Source organism: Ruegeria sp. AM9, assembly GCF_056540565.1.
Genome location: NZ_JBQFWY010000001.1, coordinates 576,184 through 600,229 on the forward strand (window position 1 = coordinate 576,184; position 24,046 = coordinate 600,229).

At 60.3% G+C, this 24,046-nt stretch carries 20 protein-coding genes; 13 read left to right on the forward strand and 7 right to left on the reverse strand.

Annotation, left to right across the window (positions count from 1 at the left end):
- Positions 1–24 precede the first annotated feature (24 nt).
- From ACR0DO_RS02915 to ACR0DO_RS02925, 3 genes are all read right to left on the reverse strand, one after another.
- Entirely contained in the window at positions 25–804 is a 780-nt protein-coding gene (locus ACR0DO_RS02915; RefSeq protein WP_480556612.1) for a gamma-glutamyl-gamma-aminobutyrate hydrolase family protein, read from the reverse strand.
- Between the two features lie 209 nt (positions 805–1,013).
- Positions 1,014–1,439, reverse strand: coding sequence for a GlcG/HbpS family heme-binding protein (locus ACR0DO_RS02920; RefSeq protein WP_480556614.1), 426 nt, complete (start codon positions 1,437–1,439; stop codon positions 1,014–1,016).
- Between the two features lie 24 nt (positions 1,440–1,463).
- Positions 1,464–3,635: a malate synthase G gene (locus ACR0DO_RS02925; RefSeq protein WP_480556616.1), complete on the reverse strand. Its 2,172-nt coding sequence runs from the start codon at positions 3,633–3,635 to the stop codon at positions 1,464–1,466.
- 204 nt (positions 3,636–3,839) lie between these two features.
- Between ACR0DO_RS02925 and pepN the strand changes: the two genes are divergently transcribed.
- The 5 genes from pepN to ACR0DO_RS02950 all read left to right on the forward strand — a co-directional run bounded on the left by pepN (position 3,840) and on the right by ACR0DO_RS02950 (position 10,348).
- Positions 3,840–6,392 (forward strand): aminopeptidase N, encoded by a 2,553-nt coding sequence (pepN, locus tag ACR0DO_RS02930; RefSeq protein ID WP_480556618.1) that lies wholly within the window; start codon positions 3,840–3,842, stop codon positions 6,390–6,392.
- The gene (locus ACR0DO_RS02935; RefSeq protein ID WP_480556620.1) at positions 6,389–6,817 is read left to right on the forward strand and encodes a hypothetical protein; all 429 of its coding nucleotides are present in this window, start codon (positions 6,389–6,391) and stop codon (positions 6,815–6,817) included. The genes pepN and ACR0DO_RS02935 overlap by 4 nt, the downstream gene beginning before the upstream one ends.
- A 197-nt stretch (positions 6,818–7,014) precedes the next feature.
- The gene (locus ACR0DO_RS02940) at positions 7,015–8,208 is read left to right on the forward strand and encodes a hypothetical protein (RefSeq protein WP_480556622.1); all 1,194 of its coding nucleotides are present in this window, start codon (positions 7,015–7,017) and stop codon (positions 8,206–8,208) included.
- A gap of 70 nt (positions 8,209–8,278) precedes the next feature.
- On the forward strand, positions 8,279–9,790 hold the full coding sequence (gene gatB, locus ACR0DO_RS02945) for an Asp-tRNA(Asn)/Glu-tRNA(Gln) amidotransferase subunit GatB (RefSeq protein WP_480556624.1): 1,512 nt from the start codon (positions 8,279–8,281) through the stop codon (positions 9,788–9,790).
- A gap of 141 nt (positions 9,791–9,931) precedes the next feature.
- Positions 9,932–10,348, forward strand: coding sequence for a DUF4177 domain-containing protein (locus ACR0DO_RS02950; protein ID WP_480556626.1), 417 nt, complete (start codon positions 9,932–9,934; stop codon positions 10,346–10,348).
- 6 nt (positions 10,349–10,354) lie between these two features.
- Here the strand turns inward: ACR0DO_RS02950 and ACR0DO_RS02955 are convergent, their stop codons facing one another.
- Together ACR0DO_RS02955 and ACR0DO_RS02960 are read right to left on the reverse strand one after the other, a co-directional pair.
- Complete coding sequence (locus ACR0DO_RS02955) at positions 10,355–11,038, reverse strand: M23 family metallopeptidase (protein WP_480556628.1); 684 nt, start codon at positions 11,036–11,038, stop codon at positions 10,355–10,357.
- 85 nt (positions 11,039–11,123) lie between these two features.
- Complete coding sequence (locus tag ACR0DO_RS02960) at positions 11,124–11,378, reverse strand: BolA family protein (protein WP_480556630.1); 255 nt, start codon at positions 11,376–11,378, stop codon at positions 11,124–11,126.
- 107 nt (positions 11,379–11,485) lie between these two features.
- Between ACR0DO_RS02960 and ACR0DO_RS02965 the strand changes: the two genes are divergently transcribed.
- From ACR0DO_RS02965 to ACR0DO_RS02995, 7 genes are all read left to right on the forward strand, one after another.
- Positions 11,486–12,112, forward strand: a complete 627-nt coding sequence (locus tag ACR0DO_RS02965) for a J domain-containing protein (RefSeq protein ID WP_480556632.1) — start codon at positions 11,486–11,488, stop codon at positions 12,110–12,112.
- 133 nt (positions 12,113–12,245) lie between these two features.
- Complete coding sequence (locus ACR0DO_RS02970; RefSeq protein ID WP_480556965.1) at positions 12,246–12,788, forward strand: NYN domain-containing protein; 543 nt, start codon at positions 12,246–12,248, stop codon at positions 12,786–12,788.
- Between the two features lie 185 nt (positions 12,789–12,973).
- Positions 12,974–13,960, forward strand: a complete 987-nt coding sequence (gene cobS, locus ACR0DO_RS02975) for a cobaltochelatase subunit CobS (RefSeq protein ID WP_170325720.1) — start codon at positions 12,974–12,976, stop codon at positions 13,958–13,960.
- A gap of 3 nt (positions 13,961–13,963) precedes the next feature.
- A complete protein-coding gene (locus ACR0DO_RS02980) occupies positions 13,964–14,692 on the forward strand; it encodes a sulfotransferase family 2 domain-containing protein (protein ID WP_480556634.1) in 729 nt (242 codons plus the stop codon).
- A 194-nt stretch (positions 14,693–14,886) separates the two neighbouring features.
- Entirely contained in the window at positions 14,887–16,764 is a 1,878-nt protein-coding gene (cobT, locus tag ACR0DO_RS02985) for a cobaltochelatase subunit CobT (RefSeq protein ID WP_480556636.1), read from the forward strand.
- A gap of 73 nt (positions 16,765–16,837) precedes the next feature.
- On the forward strand, positions 16,838–18,619 hold the full coding sequence (locus tag ACR0DO_RS02990) for an aminopeptidase P family protein (protein ID WP_480556638.1): 1,782 nt from the start codon (positions 16,838–16,840) through the stop codon (positions 18,617–18,619).
- A gap of 59 nt (positions 18,620–18,678) precedes the next feature.
- Positions 18,679–19,020, forward strand: coding sequence for a DUF427 domain-containing protein (locus tag ACR0DO_RS02995; protein WP_480556640.1), 342 nt, complete (start codon positions 18,679–18,681; stop codon positions 19,018–19,020).
- A 101-nt stretch (positions 19,021–19,121) separates the two neighbouring features.
- On the opposite strand, the gene ACR0DO_RS03000 is transcribed toward ACR0DO_RS02995, so the two are convergent.
- Entirely contained in the window at positions 19,122–20,747 is a 1,626-nt protein-coding gene (locus ACR0DO_RS03000) for a PQQ-dependent sugar dehydrogenase (RefSeq protein ID WP_480556642.1), read from the reverse strand.
- Between the two features lie 246 nt (positions 20,748–20,993).
- On the opposite strand from ACR0DO_RS03000, the gene ACR0DO_RS03005 reads away from it, so the two are divergent.
- Entirely contained in the window at positions 20,994–22,358 is a 1,365-nt protein-coding gene (locus ACR0DO_RS03005; RefSeq protein ID WP_480556644.1) for a DUF3179 domain-containing protein, read from the forward strand.
- On the opposite strand, the gene ACR0DO_RS03010 is transcribed toward ACR0DO_RS03005, so the two are convergent.
- Positions 22,355–24,040 (reverse strand): chloride channel protein, encoded by a 1,686-nt coding sequence (locus ACR0DO_RS03010; protein ID WP_480556646.1) that lies wholly within the window; start codon positions 24,038–24,040, stop codon positions 22,355–22,357. The genes ACR0DO_RS03005 and ACR0DO_RS03010 overlap by 4 nt on opposite strands.
- Positions 24,041–24,046 lie beyond the last annotated feature (6 nt).

The following is a 24,046-nucleotide window of genomic DNA, read 5'->3' on the forward strand; positions in this document are numbered from 1 at the left end:
CTCTCTTACGGGCCGGCGCGAAATTCACGCCGTTTGCTGCATCAACCCGGCGTCCGATCCCGTTGCCCAGGCACGTACGGCTGCACCGAACGCTTCGAAAAGGGGGCGGGAAACCGGATCATTGATGGCATCCCACTCGGGGTGCCATTGCACCGACAGGGTAAACCCGGGCGCATCCTTGATATAGATCGCCTCGGGCGTGCCATCAGGCGCGTGCCCGTCGATCACGACGCGCTGCCCGACGGTTTTGATGCCCTGCCCGTGCAGCGTGTTGGTCATCACCTCGGGCGCGCCGAACAGCTGGTGAAACACACCACCGTCGTTCAAGGACACCACATGGCGCAGGGCAAACTTTTCCTCAAGCGTCCCGTCCGGCGGCATCCGGTGGTTCATCCGGCCCGGTAGGTCGCGGATTTCGGGGTAAAGCGTCCCGCCCATCGCCACATTGACCTCTTGGAACCCACGGCAAATGCCCATGAACGGCTGGCCGCGTTCCACACAGGCCCGGACCAGAGGCAGGGTGATCGCATCCCGCGCACGATCAAACTCACCATGCGCTTCGGTGGCGTCTTCGCCATATTCCTCGGGATGCACATTCGGACGCCCGCCGGTCAGCAGGAAGCCGTCGCAGACCTCAAGCAACTCCTCGACCGTGACGTAACGCGGATCAGAGGGGATCAGCAGTGGAAGGCAGTGCGAAACATTGGCCACGGCCTCGGAATTCATCGTACCACCCGCGTGTGTCGGGTATTCATCGTTCATGAGGTAAGAGTTGCCGATGATACCGACGACAGGCCGAGACATTCCGTATTCCTTGCTGTTTATTTGATTAACAGGAAAGCTATCCGCAGCAATGAAATCGTGCAACAGAACGCGCCCTGCATGACAGCGCAAGGACGTGTTCAATCACGCACGCTGTGTTCTGATTGATACGGTAAGTTCAGCCCACAGCTATGCTTTTGATGGCTTTACGGGAAGTTTTCCCGCAAACCGCCAGCGACAACCGGTCGAGATCAGATTTCTCCGGTCAGGCCTGCCGCCTCAATCCCGGTCATTCCCGCGGTCGCATCATTGTCCGAGGTATCTCCGGTTACACCAACCCCCCCGATGATCTCGTCCTTGCGGTCCCGCAGAAGAATGCCGCCTGGAACTGGCACGACCTGGCCGCCGTAAACGCCGTTCACAGCGGCCATGAAATAGGCCTGCGCCTCGGCCCGCTGCATTTGCGCCGTACCCGCCATGCCCAGCATGACCGAGCCATAGGCTTTGCCATGCGCAATCGCGAAACGACCGGGGGCCGCGCCGTCTTCGCGCTCAAACGCAATGACGTGGCCACCTGCGTCCAGAACGACGACGGACAGAGGTTTCAATTCCATCTCGCGGCCTTTTTCCAGTGTTTTTCGAATGATCGTGCGGGCTTTGCGCAGAGAAATTGCCATGATGTGTCCTCTCGTTCGTTGAGATTATAGGCTGGCTTTCAGTTCCAGACGGCGAGCGTGCAGGACCGGCTCGGTATAACCCGAGGGCTGGATACGGCCCTTGAACACCAGATCGCAGGCGGCCTGAAAGGCGATGCCGTCGAAGCCGGGCGCCATCGGAGAATAGTCGGGATCGTTTTTATTCTGGCGATCCACCACAACGGCCATTTTGCGCATTGCCGCCATGACCTGTTCTTCCGAGACAACATCATGATGCAACCAATTGGCCAGCGCCTGAGACGAAATCCGGCAGGTCGCGCGGTCTTCCATCAGGCCGATATCATTGATATCAGGCACTTTCGAGCACCCCACCCCCTGATCGACCCACCGCACGACATAGCCAAGAATGCCTTGCGCGTTGTTCTCGATCTCGCGCGTGATCTCATCATCGCCAAGGTTGCGGCCGCCCAGCAGCGGTATCGTCAGCAGGTCCTCCAGCGTGCCTCGGGCACCACCGGCGGCCAATTCGTCCTGACGGGCTAGAACGTCGACCTTGTGGTAGTGCGTCGCGTGCAGAGTCGCGGCGGTCGGCGACGGCACCCAGGCGCAGGTGGCACCCGATTGCGGGTGGCCGATCTTGGCGTCCAGCATATCCCCCATCCGGTCCGGCATTGCCCACATGCCTTTGCCGATCTGCGCCTTGCCTTTCAGACCGCAGGCCAGACCGATATCGACGTTACGATCCTCATAAGACGCAATCCACGGCGTGTTCTTGATGTCGCCCTTGGGCAGCATCGGGCCTGCTTCCATCGAGGTGTGAATCTCATCCCCGGTCCGATCCAGGAAACCGGTGTTGATGAACGCCACGCGGGATTTTGCGGCTCGGATACATTCTTTGAGGTTGACCGAAGTGCGGCGTTCTTCATCCATGATGCCCAGCTTTACGGTGTTGCGCGGCAGGCCGAGGATGTCTTCGACCATGTCGAAAATCTCAACCGAGAACGCCACCTCTTCCGGCCCGTGCATCTTGGGCTTCACCACATAGACCGACCCGGTGACCGAGTTTCCGCCCTCGCGCTGCAGGTCATGCATTGCGATCAGGGTGGTGCAGAGCGCATCCATCAGGCCCTCGCCGATTTCATTGCCTTCGGCATCCAGAACGGCTGGGTTGGTCATCAGGTGGCCCACATTTCGCACCAGCATCAGCGAGCGGCCTTTCAGCACGGCTTGGTCGCCGGTGGGAGTGGTGTAACCCACATCACCCGCCAATTTGCGGGTGAAGGTGTTGCCGCCCTTGGTGACCTCTTCTGTCAGATCGCCTTTCATCAAGCCCAGCCAGTTGTCGTAGGCCACCACCTTGTCCTCGGCATCGACACAAGCGACCGAGTCTTCGCAGTCCATGATCGTCGACAGGGCGGATTCCAGCCGTACGTCCGCGATGCCTGCAGGGTCAGACGCGCCAATAATGCTGGACGGGTCGATCACTACTTCAGCGTGGAGGCCATTCTTCTCTAACAAGATCGAAGACGGCGAAGCCGGATCGCCTTTATAACCTACAAAACGCCCCGCCCCATGCATTTGCGATCCATATATGTACGCTTTTTCACCATCGTCCATTGTGACGACCAGGTCCCCCTTCTCGACGGAAAAACCTACAACACCTGTCCAATCGTCAATCGCTGGTGTGCAGAAGAAGCCAAGATGGTGTTTGGCCCACGCAATAACACGCGCGCCACGTTCTGCGTCATAGCCTTTGCCGGCGGGCAGATCGCCCATCGCGTCAGTGCCGTAAAGCGCATCATACAGGCTGCCCCAGCGCGCGTTGGCTGCGTTCAGCGCAAAACGGGCGTTGGTGATCGGCAAGACCAATTGCGGACCGGGAATCAGTGCGATCTCGGGGTCGACATTGGCGGTTTCGATCTGAAAATCCGCACCTTCATCGACCAGATACCCAATCTCGCGCAGGAAAGCCTGATAGGCGGCGGTGTCATGCGCCTGCCCCTTGCGTCCCAGATGCCAGCCATCGACCTGCCCCTGGATCTTTTCCCGCTTGGCCAGCAAAGCGCGGTTCTTGGGGCCCAACTCGGCGACCATCCGCGACAGACCATCCCAGAACGTTTCAGCCGTGACACCGCTTCCCGGCAGGGCCTTGCCTTCGATAAACTCGGCCAGAACCGTATCAACCTGAAGTCCGCTGCGTGCCTGTCTGCTGCTCATTTGGTGTCTCTCCGCCATTGTGCGCCATTGTATGCCGCCTGCATTTAAGCCGAATGTTCCCGACAGGCAACTTTCGACGCCACGTTCGAACCCTTCGGCCCTGCGCGAAGGTGCTTCAAAAACGACAAGGCAGTGAAGCCGCGGTTGCAGCCCATTGGCGAAGCCCCTAACGTCGCGCCCGAACCAACTGATGCGAGGCCCCCAATGCGCGACGCTGCCCCCACGACAATCTACCTGAAAGACTACACGCCGTTCGGCTATCTGGTGGACAGCGTACACCTGACATTCGATCTGGCCGCAAACGCCACCCGTGTCACCTCGCGCATTGCCTTCCGGCCGAACCCCGAGGCGACCGACCGTGCCTTTTTCCTGCATGGCGAAGACGTGACCCTGATCCGCGCGGCCATTGACGGTAAAGAAATCTCGCCCGAGGTCACCGACAAGGGCCTGACAGCAAACGCCCCCGACGCGCCCTTTGTCTGGGAGGCCGTGGTCGAGATCGATCCCGCCAACAACACCGCGCTTGAAGGACTGTATATGTCGAACGGCATGTATTGCACCCAGTGTGAGGCCGAGGGATTCCGCAAGATCACCTATTACCCCGACCGCCCGGATGTGATGTCCACCTTCACCGTGCGCATCAACGGCGACCTTCCGGTGCTGCTGTCCAACGGCAACCCCACAGGCAAGGGCGAAGGCTGGGCCGAATGGACAGACCCGTGGCCCAAGCCGGCCTATCTGTTTGCGCTGGTCGCCGGAGACCTCATCGCCCACCCCGGCCGGTTCACCACCATGTCCGGTCGCGACGTGGAGCTAAACCTGTGGGTCCGCCCCGGCGACGAGGGCAAATGCGCCTTCGGCATGGAAGCCCTGAAGAAGTCGATGAAATGGGATGAGGACGTTTATGGTCGTGAGTACGATTTGGACGTGTTCAACATCGTGGCCGTGGACGATTTCAATATGGGCGCGATGGAGAATAAGGGGCTGAACATCTTCAACTCGTCGGCTGTTCTGGCCAGCCCCGAGACCTCGACCGATGCCAATTTCGAACGGATCGAGGCGATCATCGCGCATGAGTATTTCCACAACTGGACCGGCAACCGTATCACCTGCCGCGACTGGTTCCAGCTGTGCCTGAAAGAGGGCCTGACCGTGTTCCGCGACGCGCAGTTTACATCCGACATGCGCTCGGCCTCGGTGAAACGCATCCAGGACGCCATCGACTTGCGCGCCCGGCAATTCCCCGAGGATAACGGGCCGCTCTCGCACCCTGTCCGACCGGAAAGCTTTCAGGAAATCAACAACTTCTATACCGCCACCGTATATGAAAAAGGCGCCGAGTTGATCGGGATGCTGAAACGGTTGGTGGGGGATGCAGCCTATGCGCAGGCGCTGGACCTTTATTTCGACCGCCATGACGGGCAGGCCTGCACCATCGAAGACTGGATCAAAGTGTTCGAGGATACGACGGGCCGCGATCTGACTCAGTTCAAACGATGGTACAGTCAGTCAGGCACGCCGCGCGTGTCCGTGGCCGAGGAGTACGCGGACGGCACTTACACCCTGACCCTGTCGCAGCGCACCGAGCCGACCCCCGGTCAGCCCGAGAAACTGCCGCAAGTGATCCCGGTCGCCGTCGGCCTGCTGGGCGCCAACGGGGATGAGGTCCGCGCGACCGAGGTTCTGGAACTGACCGAAGCCGAGCAGAGCTTTGAGTTCTCCGGTCTGGCCGCCAAGCCGGTGGCATCGATCCTGCGCGATTTTTCCGCGCCGGTCATTCTGGCGCACGACCACACGGATGCCGAGCGCGCCTTTCTGCTGGCCCACGACACCGACCCGTTCAACCGCTGGCAGGCCGGACGGTCGCTGGCCGAGGACACACTGCTGCGCATGATCCGCGAAGACAGCGCGCCCGGCACCGACTATCTGGACGGCATTCTGGCCGTGCTGCGCGACGGTGATCTGGAACCGGCCTATCGCGCGCTGATGCTGGGCTTGCCGACACAATCCGAACTGGCCGCGGCGCTGTTCGAAGCCGGAGAAACCCCCGACCCGATGGCAATCTGGCGGGCTGTGGAAACCCTGCGGCAGGCGACAGCGCAACATGTGCAGGACCTGCTGCCCCTGCTGCATAGTGAGACCCTGATCGAAGCGCCGTTCAGCCCCGATGCAGATCAGGCGGGTAAACGCGTGCTTGGTGGGGCCGCGCTGTATCTGACATCGCGGCTGGATGGTGGCGCCAAAGCCACCGAGGACTACGCGGCTGCCAACAACATGACGTATCAGTTGACCGCCCTGTCGTGCCTGTTGCGGGCCGGAACGGGCCAGCAGGAGCTGGCGACGTTCTATGACCAGTGGCAGCATGATCGGCTGGTGATGGACAAGTGGTTCGGCCTTCAGGTGACCACAGCGGCCCCCGAGACCACAGCCGGCATTGCGCGCGCGCTGACCGAGCACGCCGATTTCAACTGGAAAAACCCCAACCGCTTCCGCGCGGTCATGGGGGCATTGGCCATGAACCACGCCGGTTTCCACTATGCAGACGGGGCCGGGTATGCGTTGCTGGCGGACTGGTTGATCCGGCTCGACCCGGTGAACCCGCAAACTACGGCGCGGATGTGCACGGCTTTCCAGACTTGGAAACGCTATGATGCCGACCGTCAGACCCTGATCCGAGCCCAGCTGACCCGTATCGCCGACACGCCGGACCTGTCGCGGGATACGACGGAAATGGTGACCCGTATCCTCGGCGCATGACTCCGTTTACCTTCACGCGCCACAACCGGACGCCGCGTACGATTTTGATCCTGATCTGCGTCTACGCGGCGCTGGCAGCCTTGCTGATCCTGTTCGATGCGGCATGGTGGCTGGTCGGGCTGCTGGCCCTGTCCACCCTGCCCGCCGTTTGGGACGTCGTGCGGGGTACACGCGCAGGCATGACGCTGGATCACGACCGGATAAAGTGGTTCACGGGCAACCGCGAGGGAGAGGCCCTTCTGGCGGATATCGATCATATCCGGTTCGACACCCGCTGGGATTTCTCGGTTCGTGTCTCTCTGGTTTTGGCATCGGGCAAGCGGATTCGGCTGCCCGACGAATCCACACCACCCCACAAAGACCTCGAAATCACCCTGCAACAGGCCGGTTTCCGGGTCGTGCGGCATCATTTCAACGTTTTCTGAAACATTGTGCCCTAAAGGGAACCATTCCACCGGGTCAGACCCCACGCCCCGCAAAAAGCTTGAATTTGAGGTGAATTTCAGTCAAAATTTCAAGCCAGCCTACCCTTTTTGTTTTGGTTTCGAGTTTTACCATGTTTCGGTTTTTCAGGGCACGTCATGCCCGTTCTTCTTTACCTTTCCGTCATATCACGCAGGACATGCGCGTGGCAGATTGCGCCGAAACGGCTGGTCTGCCGGACACGGGCCAACTGAATATTCCGCTGGCACGCGCCCGCGCCGAGGACCTGATCGGTCGCGAAACCATTGAACTTGGGCGCACGCTGGCCAGACAGGACCGCTGGGCCGAACTGTCCCGACAGATGCGCGCCGCAGACGAATCCCGCACGACCGCGCCCGACGGGATGCCTATTGCGGATTTGCTGGCCTTTGGCGCCCGGTCCGATGTTGTTCTGGCGGTCGAACACGCCCTGTCCGACGGGGCGGCCCTGTCCGAATATGACCTGCTGGGCGGTATCTCTGAACTGGAAGACGAAATGCGCGCGCATCCCGACGATCCGATGATCGTTCTGGTGGTCGCCCTGGCGCATATCGACCTGGCCTGGGCATGGCGCGGAACTGCGACGGATGCCAACTTGCCTCCGCTGCACCGGTCGCGCTGTGCCGCTCATTTCGACCGCGCCGCGGCCCTATTGCCGAAATGCCGCGCAGCCGCGCCGGACAGCCCATTGGTGGCCGCAGCCGGTTGCGCCCTGATGGCCGGTCAGCGGAAAACCGACCTGCGCGTAGCCGAAGAATACGAACGGCTGATCACGCTGGACCCACACAACCAACGCCACATGCGGGCAATGGGTACCCATCTTCTGCCGCGCTGGTTCGGCAGCTACGAAAAGCTTGAAATCCAGGCCCTGCGCAACGCGGCCCGCACCTGCGATATATGGGGCGCTGGCGGGTATACATGGGTACAGTTTGACGCCATCGCATTGGATGAAGAGGCCTGCGCACGGCTGGACGTCGAATATTTCCTGGAAGGCCTGCACGACATTCTGCATCGCCGCCCGGATCAGCAAACCGTCAACATGCTGTCGGCCTATTGCGCCACCACGATCCAGGGCGGGCGGGGCCTGAACGACAAGGCCGATCTGGTGCGCGCGCAGATTCACGAGGCCGCCAACTGGCTGATCCGCGACCACATGACCGAACTGCATCCGCTGATCTGGGCGCATGCTGCGAGCGGGTTCAATAACTCGGTCCGCATCAACTCAGCCGAACGGTTTGCGGCCCGCGGCCAGCGCCAGGCCCTGCGCGCCATCGGTGATCTGTTTCGCGAGGAACTGCGTAGCGGTATGGACGTGACCTTCACACCGTCCGGTCTGCGCCTGTCCGAGCACTGATTCCCCCTTGCCCCTAGCCCCTGCCGGGCCTAATACGCAGGCTTAGACTTCTGCGGAAATGAGGCGCGCCATGCTCGACCTGACATACGAAATGCCCAAAGTTAAAACCATTGCCGGGGCCAAGCACGATTGGGAACTGGTGATTGGGATGGAGGTGCACGCTCAGGTCTCATCCAATGCCAAGCTGTTTTCAGGCGCGTCGACCAAATTCGGGGCCGAGCCGAACTCGAACGTGGCCTTTGTGGATGCCGCGATGCCGGGGATGCTGCCGGTGATCAACGAATATTGCGTCGAACAGGCGGTGCGCACCGGGCTGGGCCTGAAGGCGGATATCAACCTGAAATCGGCCTTTGACCGCAAGAACTATTTCTATCCTGACCTGCCGCAGGGCTATCAGATTTCCCAGCTGTATCACCCCATCGTGGGCGAAGGCGAAGTGCTGGTCGAGATGGGCGATGGCACCGCGCGCATGGTCCGCATTGAACGCATCCACATGGAGCAGGACGCGGGCAAATCGATCCACGACATGGACCCGCATATATCCTTCGTCGACCTGAACCGGACCGGCGTCTGCCTGATGGAGATCGTCAGCCGCCCCGATATCCGTGGCCCGGAAGAGGCTGCCGCCTATATCGCCAAGCTGCGCCAGATCATGCGCTATCTGGGCACCTGCGACGGCAACATGCAGAACGGTAACCTGCGGGCGGACGTGAACGTCTCGATCTGTTTGCCGGGCGCGTATGAGAAGTATCAGGAAACACAGGACTTCTCGCATCTGGGCACCCGCTGCGAGATCAAGAACATGAACTCGATGCGGTTCATCCAACAAGCGATCGAGGTTGAGGCCCGCCGTCAGATCGCCATCGTCGAAGGTGGCGGGACCGTCGATCAGGAAACCCGTCTGTATGACCCGGACAAAGGCGAGACCCGCTCGATGCGGTCCAAGGAAGAAGCGCATGATTATCGCTACTTCCCCGACCCCGATCTGCTTCCGCTGGAGATCGAGCAGGCGTGGGTGGATGACATTGCCGCCAAGCTGCCCGAACTGCCCGACGACAAGAAGGCGCGTTTCATCAGCGAATTCGGTCTGACCGATTATGATGCGTCGGTGCTGACCGCCGAGGTGGAATCGGCCGCCTATTTCGAAGAGGTCGCCAAAGGCCGCAACGGCAAACTGGCCGCGAATTGGGTGATCAACGAACTGTTCGGCCGCCTGAAGAAAGAAGACCACGACATCACCGACAGCCCGGTGTCTCCGGCGCAGTTGGGTGCAATCATCGACTTGATTTCGTCCGGCGCCATCTCGGGCAAAATCGCCAAGGACCTGTTCGAGATCGTCTACACCGAAGGCGGTGACCCGGCACAGATCGTCGAAGAGCGCGGCATGAAGCAGGTCACCGACACCGGCGCCATTGAGGCCGCCCTAGACGAGATCATCGCCGCCAACCCGGCACAGGTCGAAAAAGCCAAGGTGAACCCGAAACTGGCCGGCTGGTTCGTTGGTCAGGTGATGAAAGCCACCGGCGGCAAGGCCAACCCCAAGGCGGTCAACGAACTGGTCAGCCAAAAGCTGGGTTCGTAAATCGATCTGGATACGAAATGCTGACGGCGGGGTTTGCGCAAAACCCCGCCGTTTTTCTTTTCCGCCTCTTTCCGCACGATGATGACTTTCCCAAAATCTCCAGCATGTTAGATTGCCGGGACCCGACAGCAGGAAAATCCGATGCAGCGCTACGAATACAAAGTTGTCCCCGCCCCGCAAAAAGGCATCAAGGCCAAAGGTGAGAAAACCGCAGAAGGCCGGTTTGCCGCATCGGTCGAACAGGTGCTGAACCAGATGGGCCAGGACGGCTGGGAGTACCAGCGCGCCGAGTTGCTGCCTAGCGAGGAACGCGCAGGCCTGACCGGTTCGACGGTGAACTGGCGCAATGTCCTGGTTTTCCGCCGAGCGGCCGAGGCCACTAATGCATCATCCCAGATCCCGCCCGAGGCCGGTGAAAGCGTGTCGCAAGCAAAGCCAATTCCAGGACCAGATGCCGTTGAGGCCCCCGCCCCTATTGCGGAAGAGGCCAAGGAGCCCCCGTTATCGCTGAAAGGGGCCGAGAGAAAGACGGAATCCGGGGAAGAACCTCAGAGCTAACAGGCGTCAACACGGGACCGGCGCAACAATCCGCCCCTTTGGAAGCGGCTTTGCGGGGTCGTAGCAGGACAAGCGCCCCGGCCCATCTCGCCAGAACAGGTTCGGATCTACGTGGCACGTTGGCCAGTGATCGCAACGCCTGACCGCGAAGTGAACGTGGGGCGTTTTTCCGATGCTTGGACGGTTCGCCTTTTGGACATAAGCAACCACTTGGCCCGCCTGGACGCGCTGGCCGCGCCTTAGCCCAGAGACCGGCACCACATGAACCATCTCAAGGAACATTTTCTGTTTGGCCTGCCCCGGTCTGGACCGAACCGAGACATCCATGCTAATCCCAACAACTCCACCGTATACCGCGTTGTCTTGCTCGATATACTTGATCCGCCCGTTGACGGGCGAAATCACCGGTGAGCCGGCACGTTTACAAAAATCCATCCCCTCATGACTGGTAATTGTGCGGCTGGGCTCGACGACCTTGTATTTTTGCCCATTGCGCAAACGCGTCTTACCATAGTCCAGGCACAGCCCCCCCGTCCGTCGAAATCGGTTGGACACGCCGTGAACGACCGGTTTGCCATCCGGTGAGACCAGAACAAGCTCCTGCGATGCAGACGAAGATGGAAGCTGAAGCAATAGGCAAACTGCCAGCAGAACCCTGAACGCAAAAGATCTTTCTACAAAACGTCGCATTCCTTAACTTGAAAAGCGACGCAGTCTTCTGTCAACGGTTTTCTGATTTGGTGCTTCGCAGCATAAACCAACGAATTTCTGTAGCTTATTCCCCGATATCCAGCGCCAAGGCGTGAATACGCGGCACGATATCACCCAATGCCTTGTGGACCGCGCGGTGGCGGACAACGCGGGATTGGCCTGCGAACGCGCTGGCCCGGATGCGGACGTTGAAATGGCTTTCACCGCCGTCCCGATACCCCGCGTGGCCGCGGTGGCTTTCGCTGTCGTCGATGACTTCAAGCTCACGCGGATCAAATGCCGCCTGCAGGCGGGCTCGGATTTCGTCGGTCACAGTCATTTTTTCGCTCAGCGGTAAAAATTTTACCGCCCCCCTCTTCTACTTTCGGCTGCTTAGATTAAACTGCTGCCTCCGAGTCGAGAAGATGCGTTCTTAAGGATCACAGCATGACGAAATCAGACCCTTTCGGATTCGATATGTCCGTCTCCAGCGCCAAGAAAAAGAACCCGCGCGGGCGTCGGGGGATGTCGGGTGCGTCTGAGACCTCGGTGCGTATCTGCGACCATGAAGGCTGCGAAGAGGCGGGCAAGTTCCGTGCGCCCAAAGCACCGGATGTTCTGGATGATTTCTTCTGGTTCTGCCAGCAGCACGTGCGTGAATATAACCAGAAATGGAACTTCTTTGACGGCACCACCGAGGCCGAGTTGAACGCGCAGCGCTCCAAGGACAAAGTGTGGGAGCGTGAGACCAAACCCATGGGTGACCCCGAGGCGCGCGCCTGGGCACGCCTGGGCATCGAGGACCCGCATCAGGTGCTGGGTGCAAACAGCACGCAGAACAAGGGGCGCACCTCGGGTGGCGGCGGCCGCCGCCTGCCCCCCACCGAGCGCCGCGCCATCGAAATTCTCGAGGCCAAGGACAGCTGGACCAAAGCCGAAGTGCGCAAGGCCTACAAAAAGCTGATCAAGGTGCTGCATCCGGACATGAACGGCGGCGACCGGTCTCAGGAAGAACAGCTGCAAGAGGTCGTCTGGGCCTGGGATCAGATCAAGGACAGCCGGAATTTCAAATAAGGTTTCGGCCTTTCTGCTCAGAACCACCTGCAAATTCAATATCCTGCGATGAGTTCTGCCTGGAATCCCCGGAAAGGGTCATCCATATTTGCGGCGATTGGATATCTGAATTCACCGAGGTCCGACCTTGCGCGTGCCCCTTAGCCTGTTTGTGCTTTCGCTCTGCGGATTGGCCGCCGCCATTGTCCACCCCACGAGGCCTGAGTGGCTTTTGCTGGCCTCATCCTGTGCGTTTGCAAGTCTGATATTGCTGCTGCGGAGTTGGTGGGAGTCTCGCGATTCCGGCGACTGGATCATCCTTGACGGCTCTAATGTGATGCACTGGAGAAATGGCGAGCCCAGTCTTGAAACGCTGCGCGAGGTTCTTTCGGCATTGAAAACCGCTGGCTTGCGGCCTGCGGTCGTATTTGACGCCAACGCAGGGTACAAGATCGCAAATCGCTATATGAGTGATCGCGATTTCGCCCGATCACTCGACCTGCCGGTCAATCGCGTAATGATTGCGCCAAAGGGCACCCCGGCCGATCCTTTGATCTTGCGTGCAGCGGTGGATCTCAACGCACGTGTGGTCGCAAATGATCGCTATCGGGATTGGGCCACTGACCGTGCCGAATTAAAGCAAGATAGTCTGATCCAGGGTGGCTTTGAAAGGGGTGAACTGTGGTTGTCACTGTAAGGGGCGGTTGTTGGTCTGGTTAAAGGCTGAAGTCATTCGAACCGATGTCATCTCAGATTTAGTTTCAATGAAACATCTGATCCGCTTCTAGCCTGCGTCTCTTTCCCTTGCCCTTGCCCGCAATATGTTGCACCACACACGGGTTCAAACCCGGCAATACGGGCCAAAGGATAAGGACCAGGCGAATGGCTGACGGATCGATCGACATCAACGCAAAACCCACCGAGGACATCTCGGTTCGTGACGTGTTCGGCATTGATACCGACATGGCGGTCAAAGGCTTTGCCGAAGCAAGCGATCGCGTTCCCGCCATCGACCACACCTACAAGTTCGACCCCGAAACCACGCTGGCGATTCTAGCAGGTTTTGCCCACAACCGTCGTGTGATGATTCAGGGCTATCACGGCACCGGTAAATCGACCCATATCGAACAGGTTGCCGCCCGTCTGAACTGGCCTGCCGTCCGCGTGAACCTGGACAGCCACATCAGCCGGATCGATCTGATCGGCAAGGACGCCATCAAGCTGCGCGACGGCAAGCAGGTCACCGAATTCCACGAAGGCATCCTGCCCTGGGCCCTGCGCAACCCTGTCGCCATCGTGTTCGACGAATATGACGCAGGCCGCGCCGACGTGATGTTCGTGATCCAGCGTGTGCTGGAGCATGACGGCAAGCTGACCCTGCTTGACCAGAACGAGATCATCACGCCGAACCCGAACTTCCGCCTGTTCGCCACCGCAAACACCGTGGGTCTGGGTGACACGACCGGCCTGTATCACGGCACGCAACAGATCAACCAGGCACAGATGGACCGGTGGTCGCTGGTCTCGACGCTGAACTACCTCAGCCATGATGCCGAGACGATGATCGTTCTGTCCAAGGCGCCGCACTACAACACCGAAAAGGGCCGCAAGACCGTCAGCCAGATGGTCACCGTTGCCGACCTGACCCGGACTGCCTTCATGAATGGTGACCTGTCCACGGTGATGAGCCCCCGGACCGTGATCAACTGGGCGCAAAACGCCGAGATTTTCCGCGACGTGGGTTACGCCTTCCGCCTGTCCTTCCTGAACAAATGTGATGAGCTGGAGCGCCAGACGGTAGCTGAGTTCTACCAGCGTTGCTTTGACGAGGAACTGCCCGAAAGCGCAGCAAGTGCAAGTCTGGGCTAAGACGTGCATTTCGCCAAGCAAAAGTGCGTGTTCATTCACGTTCCGAAAACCGGAGGGAACTTCTTTACCCGATGCTTCCTTCGGTTTTCCGACGACGCGATCGTAACCAGCGGGCATCAGGACGGCACCGACCGGTTTGAACTGAATGGCGAAGCGACCAAGTCCAAGCACCAGACTCTGGCAGAATACAGCGACCTGATTGGACCGGCCTTTTCCGGCTATACAGCTTATGCTTTTGCCCGCCCTCCGATCGATCGGATGATCTCACTGTACTACTCGCCCCACCGCTGGATGCGTGAACAGGAAGACGGCGGCTTTGGCCTAGACGCCCGCAACGAACCCATCGACTTGCAGGAATTCGAGGCGCTTGTGTCGACCAACCATTCCATCTCGAATCTGCTGGACACCCAGAATATCCCCGCCCGATTGATGCTCAACACCAGCGCCCTGCATGCGTCCGGAGCCCGTGTTTCCCTGCTGGATTTTGCGAAACTGCAAAGCGGGTTGAAAAAGTTTGGGCGGAAAAACGGGTTCGATCTGTCCGACATACCCGCCAAAAAGGTAAACTCCAGCGCCGTCAACAATCCGGTTGCACTGAATGCCGGACAAATGGACCGTTTGGCGGAAACGGTTCTGGATTCGCACCACGGCAAGGATCAGGAGTTCTTTCCTGCGACTGGTCTGAAAGGTGCGCTGGACGGGGTTTCCAGGTGGTTCAACCTGTACGCGTAGGCGCCAACGCGTTCAGATGAACGAACGGGCCGCCGCCAGGACAGAACGGCGGCTTGCGCGCTGGATCTCTGAATGCACCGAGGTTCTGCCGTAAGCACCGCGCTGGTTTCATGGGAAAACGGGGGTGGACCTATGGCCAAGGCTCCGGAATGGCTCTAGGTTGCCCGAACAGAACAAGTCCGGACCTGCCGCCGATGAGCAAACCCAACGACAACCCCGCCGATCCGTTCAAGAAGGCCCTGGCCGAGGCCACCAAGGTGATGGCCGACGACCCGGAACTGAACGTCTCTTATACGGTCGATCCGTCGGGACTGACGGGCGAGTCAATGCGCCTGCCGCAGGTCAGCCGCCGTATGACCCGCGAAGAGGTTCTGCTGGCGCGCGGGACGGCGGATGCGCTGGCGTTGCAGCGCCGGTATCATGATGACGCGACCCATGCGCGCTATGCGCCTCCGGGCGATATGGCGCGAGACCTCTATGAGGCGATGGAGGTTGCCCGGTGCGAGGCGATGGGCGCGCGGGACATGCCCGGCACGGCCAGCAATATTGACGTCAAGATCGGGCATGAGGCGCTGCGCCGGGGCTATGATCAGTGCAAACAGCCCGCGGATGCACCGCTGGCGGTTGCGGCGGGCTATCTGATCCGCCATCTGGCCACCGGACGTGACCTGCCGCCTGCCGCCGAGAACATCATGAACCTGTGGCGCGGGTTTATCGAGGAACAGGCCGGCGGGACGCTGGAAAACCTGGATGACATCCTCGCGGACCAGGCCGAATTTGCCAAGTTCGCGCGGCAGATGATCAAGGATCTGGGCTATGGCGACCAGTTGGGCGACGACCCCGATGAACTGGACGACGAGCAGGAAGATCAGGCCGAGGACGACGCCGAAGAACAGCCCGATCCCGACAGCACCGGTCAGGACGATCAGGACGAACAGGACGCTGACGCCAACCCGGAACAGACGCAGGAAGAACAGCAGGACCAGTCTCAGGCTCAGGTCTCGATGGACGAGATGGCCGATGACGAGATGGGCGAAGAGGCCGAGATGCCCGAAGGCGAGGCTCCGCTGGAACCGCCTGCCCCGGCACCCGCGTCCGAGGCCGATCCGGAATACAAGGTGTACCTGAACACCTATGACGAAGAAATCGCCGCCGAGGATCTGGCCGAACCGGCCGAGTTGGAACGGTTGCGCGCTTATCTGGATCAACAGCTGGAGCCACTAAAGGGTGCGGTCAGCCGGTTGGCCAACAAGCTGCAGCGCCGCCTGCAGGCGCAACAAAACCGCAGTTGGGAGTTCGACCGCGAGGAAGGTATTCTGGATGCCGGCCGTCTGGCCCGTGTGGTGGCAAACCCGACCACTCCGCTGAGCTTCAAGGTCGAGAAGGACACCGAGTTCCGCGATACGGTGGTGACGCTGCTGCTGGACAACTCGGGGTCGATGCGGGGTCGTCCGATCTCGATCGCGGCAATCTGTGCCGACGTTCTGGCACGGACGCTGGAACGCTGCAATGTGAAGGTCGAGATTCTGGGCTTTACCACGCGTGCCTGGAAAGGCGGTCAGGCGCGCGAGGCGTGGCTGAACGATGGCCGCCCGCAGCAGCCCGGACGTCTGAACGACCTGCGCCACATCATCTATAAGGGCGCGGATGCACCGTGGCGGCGGGCGCGGCCCAATCTGGGTCTGATGATGAAAGAGGGTCTGCTGAAGGAAAATATCGACGGTGAGGCCCTGGAGTGGGCGCATCGCCGGATGCTGGCCCGGCGCGAACAGCGCAAGATCCTGATGGTGATCTCGGACGGCGCTCCGGTCGACGATTCAACGCTCAGCGTCAACCCAGCGAATTATCTGGAGAAACACCTGCGCGACGTGATTGCCATGGTCGAAAAGCGCAAGATGGTGGAACTTCTGGCCATCGGGATCGGCCACGACGTGACCCGCTATTATGACCGTGCGGTGACAATCACGGACGTGGAACAGTTGGCAGGCGCAATGACCGAGCAGCTGGCGGCACTGTTTGACAGCGACCCGCGGGCTCGGGCGCGGGTGATGGGAATGAAGAAGGCCAGCTGAGGCTGGCCTTGCCTCCGGCGGGAGTGTTTTCCAAAAAGATGAATGGGCAAGCCCTGTTTGGGAGATTTATGACATGTTTCAGTCCTTTGAGGTGACCGCGCGTCCGGAACAGGGGCCGCCACGGTTGGCTGCGTTGCGCCAAGAGATTGCGCGAGAGGGGCTGGACGGGTTCCTGATCCCACGCGCGGATGCGCATCAGGGCGAATATGTGGCCCCTCGGGACGAGCGACTGGCCTGGCTGACCGGCTTCACCGGATCGGCGGGGTTTTGTGCCGTTTTGACCGACATCGCGGGTGTATTCGTGGATGGCCGTTATCGGACGCAGGTGAAGGCGCAGGTTGCTGCGGAATATACGCCCGTGCCGTGGCCCGAAGTCAGTCTCAGCGCGTGGCTGAAAGAGCAGTTGCCAGACGGTGGCAAGGTGGGCTTTGATCCCTGGCTTCACGCCGCTGGTCAGATCGAGAGCGCCCAGAAAGAACTGGCGGGCACCGGGATCGAACTGCTGCGGTGTGACAATCTGGTGGACCGGGTGTGGGACAATCAACCCGCCCCGCCGATGAACCCGGTCAAGGCGCACCCGATTGAGTTTGCCGGTGAATCGGCGAACAGCAAGATCACCCGCCTGGCCGAAGCGCTGCGCGACGCCGACTGCACTGCGGCTGTAATCACATTGCCGGATTCGATCATGTGGCTGCTGAACATTCGCGGCTCGGATATCGGGTATAACCCGGTGGCGCACGGCTTTGCCATTTTGAACGCCGACGGGATGGTGGACCTGTTCATGGCCGACGAGAAGTTGACGGTGGCTTTGGGCGAACAGGTGCGGATCCATGCGCCGGACAGGTTTCTGAGCGCTATCAAAGCGCTGGACGGGCAGGTTCAGGTCGACTTGGGTACTTTGCCTCAGGCGGTTGCGGATGTGTTGCAGGAGCGGATGGTGGATAACGGCGATCCTTGCGCTCTGCCCAAGGCCTGCAAGAACACCGCCGAAATCGCTGGCAGCGCCGAGGCGCACTTGCGGGACGCGGTGGCGGTGATCGAAACTCTGTGCTGGCTGGATGCCCAGCCACCCGGCACGCTGACCGAAACTCAGGTCGTCACGCGGCTTGAGGAAAACCGCCGCAAGGATAATGCGCTGCAGGATATCTCATTCGATACCATCGCGGGTACCGGACCCAATGGTGCGATCATGCATTACCGCGTGACTGAAGAGACCGACAGCCGCCTTGAAGACGGGCAGATACTGGTGCTGGACAGCGGCGGGCAATATCTGGACGGCACCACGGACATCACCCGCACCATCGCCATCGGTGATGCGGGCGACGAGGAAAAATCCTGTTTCACCCGCGTGTTGAAGGGCATGATTAACCTGTCCATGCTGCGCTGGCCGGTTGGGCTGGCCGGGCGCGACATCGAAGGCATCGCGCGTGCGCCGCTTTGGGCTGCGGGGCAGGATTTCAACCACGGTGTCGGCCATGGCGTTGGCGCGTATCTGAGCGTTCACGAGGGTCCTCAGCGTCTGTCGAAGGTCAGCCATGTTCCGCTGCAACCGGGCATGATCCTGTCGAATGAGCCGGGATATTACCGCGAAGGCGCCTTCGGCATCCGCATCGAAAACCTTGTCGTCGTGCAAGAGGCCCCGGCCCTGCCCGGCGGAGACGACGAGCGCGCCATGCTGAACTGGCGTACATTGACCTATGTGCCCATCGACAGGCGGCTGATTGTGGTCGACATGTTGACAACGGCAGAGCGCGACTGGCTGAACGCCTATCACCGCGACGTTGCGGAAAAGATCCGGCCAAGGCTGGGCGATGACGCTCAACTGTGGTTGGATGCCGCAACCGCGCCGGTTTGACACCGGACTGTTACATATACCGGGCAGAGGAGTGGCCCAGAAGAGACGAGGAAAAAGAAATGGTAGAGATCACGATCCGCAAGGCACCGGGCAAATGGAGCGTTCGTTCGGGCGGCGCTGTACTGGGTGAAAGCACTGGTGCCCTGGAATTGTCGGAAGGGGACCTGACCCCGGTGATCTATTTTCCCCGCTCGGACATCGCGATGGCGTTTCTGGATATGACCGACAAGATCGCGCATTGCCCGCATAAAGGCGATGCGACGCATTTCTCGATCGTCAACAAATCCTCGGTGACCGAGAACGCGGCGTGGAGCTATGAGAACCCGTTGCCCGCCATGGCCGAGATCAAGGGCTATGTGGCCTTCTATCCGGCCGAGTCGGTGAAGGTTGAGCAAATTTAGGCCATCCGGTTCTGGCCGCACAGCCTGTTTCCAATAGAAAAAAAGCACAGGCCCGGACGCCTGTGCTTTTCTTGTTTCAGGGTATGGAGTCGGGCCGCTTTTCACTCGGCCTGCCGACGCAGCGAGACCAGGATGTCCACGATCGCGTCGATCACCTCGGGGTCATCCAAGGCTGGGTCCGGCATGGACGTTTCCCCGGCCACGGATTGCGGATTGCCGAGGAAGGCAACAAGCTGGCTGCGGTCCCACTCTCCGCCCACGGCAGAAAGAGATCGCGAGTAGTCGAAATCCGCCAGACCCGCGACCTTGCGCCCATAGACTTCACCCAAAGACGGGGCTCCGGCACTGGGCAGCACACCGAAACCATGACACTCAGCGCAGCCTTCCAGCGCGGTTTCGACCGCCTCGGCCGTGTGTTTGGACAGGTCGAGGTTCCCGATTTTCGAAACGGCGAACTGATAGCTGGGATCAAACTCGCCAACAGTCAGGTGCAGTACCTTTTTCTGATCCGTCCACAGAACAATCGCGTCACCATGTTGATGCACATATCGAATACGAAAACCCAGCGGGATGTGTTCGTTAAACAGGATGCTGTCGCCCTTCGTGCGGATGCGGAACAGGCTGTTGCCTGCCAGTGAACCGGCGATCAGATCGCCATCCCAGGCGGGATGGAAATCGTCAATTGGGGCCAGCGAGCTGATGGCGACCGATGGCAACCAGGAATAAGCTGGCAATTCGAACTCAGGGTGGCGCCCGTAGTCCAGAGTGTCGGGCAGCGGCAGCCGGTTATACCGTGTGCCCAGCGACACCTTCGGCCAGCCGTAATCTTTGCCTTCGCGGATAAGGTTCAACTCATCCCCGCCGCGTCGGCCATGTTCAACCGCCCACAGCTTACCCTCGGCGTCAAAGGCAATGCCCTGCGTGTTCGAATGACCCTGGCTGACAATGCGGTTCTCGCCGGTTTCAAGGTCAATCGCGATCACCTTGCCATACATCTGCTCGGGGTCCTGAGACAGTGGCACCGGCGCATAAATCCCGTCCTGCGCATAGTCACCGGCCGCAAGATAAAGCGTGCCGTCTGCATCTACACGAAAACGTCCCCCGGCCATGTGCCCCTGAATGGCGCGACCGTTCGGGTTGGGCGCCAGGCAAGGCTCAGTTGAAAACACAAGGCTCCAGTCATCCGCGCCGATCGACGCGTCCGCTGAGGCAGCGCCATCCAAGTCCGCCCGTGCGATCGAGGTGCGGTAGCAGTTGTCACCTTCAACCCATTCGGTGAACGAAACGAGCAACTCATCGTCCACAACGTCCACATCGTTATAGCGAAAGAAAAAATGGGCGAAGTTGTAGTTCGGATTCGCGGCCTCGAAATCCAGCATGGCCTTCCACCCGTTCGGCGGAGGGGCAATGTCCAGTTTGCGAGCCTCATCCCCGCCTACTTCGAAAAACCCGCCTTCATGCGTCATCAAAAGCAAGTCGTTGCCCAGGCTGGCCAGGGCCCCGCCGCCTCCGGCGCGTTCAACGGGAACGTCCAGCGCGCGCATGTTCAGAGCGGTGAAAATGGTCTCGACCTGGGTGGTCTGATCGTCGGACCAGACTGGCGCGGTATGGGTCACGCCCACGGGGCGTTTGCGCAGCTTCTCAACCTCAAGAACCAGCAGGACAACCGCTGCAGCCAGGGCCACCATGAGGACCGGGCTGGTCATAAGCCGTTTCACAAATTTCATTCCCTGACCTCATGTTTTTTTCGTTGGCTGATGCGCGAAAAGGTGCTGCTCTTGCACATAGAAACTGGATTTTCAGGCAGTATCAACCCGGCTGACCGTTTCCAACTGCCGAGATCGGCGAATGTGGTTCACGGGTCCTTTTGGCAACTGCAGATGCCGGAAATGGTCATGCCAGCTCACGCGGCTGTTGAGTGCATGTGAGCAGCGGACCGTGCAGAATACGCGCAGCCACCGCCGGAGGATGCCATGTCGATCACACGCCGCCATTTCGCAGGATTGTTAGGAGCTGCCGCGTTGCCCAGCGCGCTTTGGGCCCAGCAGGACCCGGTGCTAGGGGCCGTCAGGACCACGCTTTTCGGCAGCAACGCGGAATTCGAACAAGGCATGGCCTTTCTGGTGCAACGTGGCAACCCCGACGTTGTTCCCGCCCTGATGACCGGGATGCGCTTTGGCCGGCGACGCAGTGACGAGATCGCCAAGGTCATGCAAACTCTGACCGGTGAAAGCATCGGCACCGATTGGTTCGACTGGATGTTGTGGCAGGAACAAAATCCGCAACTGGTCCCCCACCCTTCTCTTATTCCATTCAAACGCGAGGTGCTGCTGGGCATCGACCAGAACTTCGACGATTTCCTGCGCCCGGAATACCTGCAGCGGGACAAGATGAAAATCCGGCTTGAAGAAATCGCCTGGGGTGGCGTGCGCAAGGACGGCATCCCGTCACTGGACAACCCGACGCTGATACCGGCCGCGCAGGCCGATTACCTGAAGGAGGACGATCTGGTCTTTGGCGTTTCGATCAACGGGGATGAGCGCGCCTATCCGCTGCGCATCATGGGCTGGCACGAGATGTTCAACGAGGTGATCGGCGGCGTGCCGGTGGCGTTGGCCTATTGCACGCTGTGCGGCTCGGGCATTTTGTTCGAAACGCAGGTCGCCGGACGGCGAAAACCGTTGGTCTTCGGCTCATCAGGGTTCCTGTACCGGTCAAACAAGCTGATGTTTGACCGCGAGACGCATTCGCTGTGGAACCAGTACACCGGCAAACCTGTCGTGGGTCCGCTGGTGGGCAGCGGGATAGAACTGAAACAGCGTCCGGTGGTGATCACCACATGGCAAAGCTGGAAAGCCTCGCACCCCGGTACGCAAGTCCTGTCGCTGAACACCGGGCATCGGCGCAACTATGGCTCGGGGGTAGTGTATCGCGAGTATTTCGCCTCGCCCGAGTTGATGTTTCCCGCGCTGGTTGATCAATCCTCGCATCGGCAGAAGGACTATGTCTTTGCCATCCGCCAGTTTGGCGCAGCGCGGGCCTGGCCGCTACAGGCGTTCAGCAGAACCCGCGTGATCAATGACGCAATTGGCAACCGGCCTCTGGTTCTGATCGGCAATTCCGACAAGCGCACCGTCCGCGCCTATGAGCGGAAATCGCACCAGTTCAAAGCCTCGGATGGCGGGCTTGTGGATCAGAATGGCCAGAAGTGGACCCTGACCGAAGAGGCCCTGATCGGACCGGACGGCACCCGGCTGCCGCGGGTCGCAGGGCATGTTTCGTACTGGTTCGCCTGGGACAATTACCTGGGCGATGCGGCAAGCGTGTATCGCGGTTAGGAATGCTCTTCGGCCGCCGTGGCCGCCAACGCGCGGTTATAAGCCTTCAGCGCATCAATATGATAAAGCGCCCCCACCGGGTTTTCACTGCCATCCTCTTCCACGGTCACAACCGGAATGCAGGGAACGTCGTCGCGGTCGAAATAGGGCATTGCCGCCTCCAGCGTGGCATTGGCTTGTACGCAAAGACCCTGTTCGATCAGCTCCATCGCTTTTTCCCTGGTAATTGACGTCGCATCTCCAATGGGCCGCATCACCGCCCCGGCGCGCAGCATCGCCAGCAGATAGGCTTGCGGCCCGGCGGCCAAATGCACGTCACGACGCTCTAGCTGGGTCAGGAAGAATGACCGGTCAACAAGGCGCGAAGCCAGCGCCGTGGACATCGAGACCGAGACCATCACCGCCAGACCGATTTGCCAGTCTCCGGTCAGTTCAAAGACGATCATTGTGGTTGATATCGGCGCGCCCAGCACGGCGGCGGCCACGGCACCCATCCCGGCAAAAGCATACAGCGTATGTGTTCCGGACACATCCGGCAGCAGCCCGGTGGCGATCAGGCCAAAGGCCAGCCCGGTCAGCGCCCCGATCATCAGCGAAGGCGAAAACACCCCACCCCCCATACGTCCACCCATGGTGATCGCCAGTGCCACAGTCTTGATCACCGCAAACAGGATCGCGACCGTCAGGGTCAGGTCGCCGGTCAAAGCCCGGATGGTGGTCTCGTACCCGACGCCGATGATGTGGGGGAACCAGATCGCCAGCAGGCCCAGCATCGCGCCGGACACTGCCGGACGCAGCCAGCGCGGCAGGGACAGGCGGCTTTGGATATGGCTGCCGATATCCTCGGCAAAGAAGATCGAGCGCATCAACAACAGTGACACCAGCCCACAGATCAGGCCCAGGATCAGGAACGCGGGCAGTTCCACATAGAACTGCAGTGATCCCGGTGTTTCCAGAATGAACTCGGTCACATCGCCATATTCCAGCCGGTTGATCACCGTTCCCGCAACTGACGCGATGACGATGGGCGCGAAAGCGTGCACGGCAAAGTGGCGCAATACGACCTCAAGCGCGAACAATGCCCCGGCGATGGGCGAGTTGAAGCTGGCCGAAACCGCAGCCGCAACGGCGCAACCCAGCAGGTCGCGCCCGGTGATGCCATCGGCATGGATACGATCACTGACCCAGGTCGAGATCACCCCGGCCATATGCACCACCGGCCCCTCTCGGCCAGACGACCCGCCGGTGCTGAGCGTGATCAGCGAGGCAAAGAACGAGGCAATCCCCGCCTTGCCCTCGACCCGGCCATTTGTCAGCGCGGCGCCCTCAATCACGTCCGCGACTGAGCGCACCCGCCCGTCATCGGTGAATTTGTGCAGGATTACCCCCACGATCAGGCCGCCGATGATCGGGATGATCAGGATCAGAAACCAGGGCAGTTTCTCGGCATGGCTGTGCAGCAGCAGGATGTCTTCGGTATCATAGACATAGGCCTGCAGCGCCCGGATCGCCTTGCGGAATCCCAGCGCCATGAACCCTGCTGCGACCCCGATGGCCAGCGCAATGAACCAGAACTGGATCTGGCTGGGGCCGCGCCGCCGCATCACCCGCCACGCATCCTTCATCGCGGCCAAGGCCTGATTGAGCTGGTTGCGCAGAACGGTGCGGGTCGATTGGGTCATTGGCCC